Raw genomic sequence first — 3,847 nt, 5'->3', positions numbered from 1 at the left:
TGAACAAAATGACGAAAGCAGGTATGCCTGAAAGCGTGCGTATTGCCTGAAAACACAACCCGCTACGGGGGAGACTTACCCGAAATCTGATTTATTCAACAAAGCCAATGCAGATAAGAATACTCATCTCATAAACAGTGAATAATTATAAAGATGAAATCACACCGTGCTGTTTTTTAACTTTTGTTTTTATATTTAAATGTAAGTGCGAATATGAATATAATGTGAAGATAGTGATGAAATTTAATTCAGATGACTTAGTGGTTTAATAAATTATTCAGTGATGATGTTAGCTTATTTTTAGCATAACCTCATGAACATACGAATGAATTCGCAGTTACACCTTTTATCCCCACAGCCCCGCTCACTCTCTTTTGTCTTGATTCTACCCTCAAGATCCGTAACATCGTGCATAAACAGCGAATGTTTATGGTGGAGTGGTTTGAATGAGCCTTCTGGCGGAGTGGTTGCAAACAAAGTGTTCTGCGAATGTTTGGGTATACATTAAGCGCTTATCCGCGAACGATACCGGTGCTACAAGATCCCACCAGTCTGGTCTTTACATGCCGGGAGCCGTCATTGATGAGCTGTTTCCTTCCCTCCGTGATACTCAGTTAAGAAATCCTGAAGCTCTTTTTTCTGTTCACGTGTCATCTCATCCTGATTGCCCTGACCTTGATGATGTAAGGGCCATTTACTACAACAATAAATTTTTCGGGGGCACCCGTGATGAAAAGCGTCTGACGGGCTTTGGTAGAAAAAATCCTCTCCAGAATCCGGAAAATACCGGCGCTCTGGCACTTCTCGCCTTCGACCATGTGCCTGGAACATCTTCCAGTTATTGTGATGTCTGGGTCTGCAAGGACCTGACCGAGGAAGATATTCTTGAACCTATTATTGGTGAAGTTATCCCGGGAGCAACGATATTTGGTCCGGGATTTAAATTAATTGGAGGGTTCTTTACAGAAAATGCTCCTGGCAGAACAAAGTATAAGCTTCCACCCGAATGGGCCCACTACTTCCCTTCAGGAAGGGAGATTATTAGTTTTGCCGCATGTCATTACGATAGAACAACTAACGACCCGGACTCACAACTGACGCGGAGGAGGAAAATTGAGTTTGAAATTTTTCTTGCTGTTGAGGAACTGCACGTGCTGGGTCAGATAGCCGAAGGTTTTGCCACGGTGAATGATTTTATTTCGCTTGCTAATTCAGTGAGTAACCGGAGGAAGTCTCGTGCCGGGAAAAGTCTTGAGCTCCATCTTGAATCTCTTTTCAAAGAACACGGTGCAACGAGCTTTGAAACCCAGGCTATCACGGAAGGTAAGAAAAAACCCGATTTCATCTTTCCTTCCGGTGCTGCCTATCACGATCCTGATTACCCAGCTGAACGGTTACGCATGTTGGGGGTTAAAACCACCTGTAAGGACCGCTGGCGGCAGGTACTGAATGAGGCCGACAGAATTGATACAGTACACCTGTTCACCGTACAGCAGGGCGTATCTGTGGCACAGTTCAGGGAAATGCAGTCTGAGGGGATACGGCTCGTTGTACCGGTTGGGTTGCATAAGGCCTTTCCCGAGGAAATCAGGGGTGAGCTAATGTCACTATCTGCGTTTATCGATGAAATAAAAAAACTCTATTGGTGACATCCCCCCACATCTGGCGAGAGTCGTATGCGCATGGGATGATACCAGCACAGATATTTGAAGAGCCCCTTGGGGCTCTTTTAGTGCATCTATTTCCGGGCCTTTACAGCCTCGATGATCCGTGACTCCAGCAATTTCGCTACAGCATCAAAGACCGGCACGATGACGGAATTTCCGAACTGGCGGTAAGCTTGAGTATCGGATACGGGGATTCGAAAAGTTACTTTCCCTGGCTGTTCAAATCCCATAAGCCGGGCACACTCACGCGGTGTTAGACGACGAGGACGTCGGGTCATGTTCTCCGGGTCGTTAAAGTTCTTTTCACCGAGTTCGCTATCCCAACCACGATCAACGAGCGATTCACTTCCATCTTTGTGGTATCTTGCTGATATTGTTCTGGAAATAGCTTTATCATCGTCTGGTTTAACCAGGCCAAAACCAAATCCATTACCTTTCTCTTGGTGTTTTTTCGCGTATTTATAGAGATAATCCCACAGCTTTGGCGTTAGTGTGTATTTATCATCAACATCACTGTCAAGAAGCTCTCTGAACAATACTTTTCTTTCAGGAAACAGCGAAGAAATGTCAGCAAGGCTAAATCCCTGACTTAAATTCAAGTCACGTCTGAAGCCCACCAGAACAATACGCTCCCGGTGCTGAGGGATGAAATGCTTACCATCTATAACTTTTGGATCATCCGCACCTGTAGCCTCAGCATCGGCAACGTCGTAACCGAGTTCATTCAGGGTATCCATAATGACACGGAAAGTTTTCCCTTTATCATGGCTTTTGAGGTTCTTGACGTTCTCGAGTACAAAGATGGCCGGTTTTTTTGCCATGATGATACGAGCCACATCAAAGAATAGGGTCCCCTGGGTATCACATTCAAAACCGTGTTTACGGCCAAGTGAGTTTTTCTTGCTCACACCTGCAAGGCTAAATGGCTGACACGGGAAACCCGCCAGCAGAACATCATGATCGGGTATCGATTTATCAATGTGGGCGTAGGCGTCTTCTTCACTGACATTTTCTTTATGACTGAGGGTCACATCGCGGATGTCAGAATTGAAGATATGCGCTTCGGGATCGCAATACCAGTTTGCTTTATAAGTTTTGACTGAATAGCTGTTCCATTCACTTGTGAAAACACACTGGCCGCCAATGGCTTCAAACCCATGACGGATACCGCCGATACCGGCGAAGAGATCGATGAACCGAAAAGCATAATTGGGATGGTTAGCTGGCGGCTGCGGGAGCAGTCTTTCAAGAAGCGATGCCTCAGTTACAGTAAGTGAACGAGGCCCACATTTCCCGTTAATCCAGCGGTTCAGGGTCTCCCTGGTCCAGTCTGAATTTCCCAGCTTACGCAGAAGTTCGGCAACAAACTTCTGATCATAGATTTCAAGGACTTTCCCTATCAGTGACAGGTCCCTTTGCTGTTGTCTGGCCTCTTCATTACGTGCCTCTTCCACCAGCTCTTCCGCAAGGGAATCAAATTCAGACATTATTGCCTCCACAGGTTATCTGCGTGATAGTTTATCACTCATTTAACCCAGCACAAATAATATCTGTGGTTTTAACCAGTATAACCTGCTCTGCCAGGCAGTACTCTCATTGTTTTTCCAGTCGATTCAGTATTCTTTTCCAGAAACACGATGTCGGTAGCTTTCCCAGTTAAACACTACCCATAGGCTGTTTCCGAGACGCATGCGGTCCATGACGCGCTCACCTACAAGTTTGTTCATTTCTTCCATATTACTGTTAGTGAGCATCCCCGTAGGGCGTTTTGATGATGACCTGCGATCAACAATCTGGTTGATGATAACTTTTTCATAGCGTGATTCAGTTTGCACTCCAATTTCATCAATGACCAGAAGGTCAACTTTACTGAGATCGTTCAGTAGTTGTTCTTCACTGGTATTCCTGTTGCCGAAGGTATCTTTCATGGACGACATGATGTCTGCAACCGTTATGATTAAAACTGACTTTCCCCGCAACAAGAGGTCATTACAGATTGCTGCTGCCAAATGGTTTTTGCCAGTGCCTGGTTTTCCAGAGAAAATAAAACTGGCGATGTTCCCCTCAAATTCTGGTGATGCTGCCAACTTACTGATTTAGTGTATGATGGTTTTTTTGAGGTGCTCCAGTGGCTTCTGTTTCTATCAGCTGTCCCTCCTGTTCAGCTACTGACGGGGTGG

3 protein-coding genes and 1 pseudogene are annotated in these 3,847 nt (G+C 45.4%); 2 read left to right on the top strand and 2 right to left on the bottom strand.

Features of this window, described 5'->3' with window-relative positions; genetic code table 11:
• The first annotated feature begins 446 nt into the window (after positions 1–446).
• Positions 447–1,649 carry a type II restriction endonuclease gene (locus BV390_RS30075; RefSeq protein ID WP_021312490.1) on the top strand — a complete coding sequence of 401 codons (1,203 nt, stop codon included), beginning with the start codon at positions 447–449 and terminating at the stop codon, positions 1,647–1,649.
• 89 nt (positions 1,650–1,738) lie between these two features.
• Here the strand turns inward: BV390_RS30075 and BV390_RS30070 are convergent, their stop codons facing one another.
• Both BV390_RS30070 and BV390_RS30065 read right to left on the bottom strand, forming a co-directional pair.
• On the bottom strand, positions 1,739–3,154 hold the full coding sequence (locus BV390_RS30070; protein ID WP_021312491.1) for a DNA cytosine methyltransferase: 1,416 nt from the start codon (positions 3,152–3,154) through the stop codon (positions 1,739–1,741).
• A gap of 126 nt (positions 3,155–3,280) precedes the next feature.
• Positions 3,281–3,739: pseudogene (locus BV390_RS30065) on the bottom strand (ATP-binding protein); the annotation flags it as partial.
• A 56-nt stretch (positions 3,740–3,795) separates the two neighbouring features.
• Here BV390_RS30065 and BV390_RS32045 point away from each other — a divergent pair.
• Positions 3,796–3,847, top strand: a 52-nt coding sequence (locus BV390_RS32045; protein ID WP_165888145.1) for an IS1 family transposase, incomplete at its 3' end; no start/stop codon positions are given.

It is taken from the genome of Klebsiella sp. YJ (genome assembly GCF_002108615.1).
Lineage (GTDB): Bacteria > Pseudomonadota > Gammaproteobacteria > Enterobacterales > Enterobacteriaceae > Klebsiella > Klebsiella planticola.
Note: the sequence above shows the minus strand (reverse complement) of the source record. Positions and strands in the feature narration are given on the sequence as shown.

Bases quoted from the DNA above. Each gene is read 5' to 3' on its own strand.
- BV390_RS30070 (WP_021312491.1), bottom strand. From the start codon at position 3,154: ATGTCTGAATTTGATTCCCTTGCGGAAGAGCTGGTGGAAGAGGCACGT.
- BV390_RS30075 (WP_021312490.1), top strand. From the start codon at position 447: ATGAGCCTTCTGGCGGAGTGGTTGCAAACAAAGTGTTCTGCGAATGTT.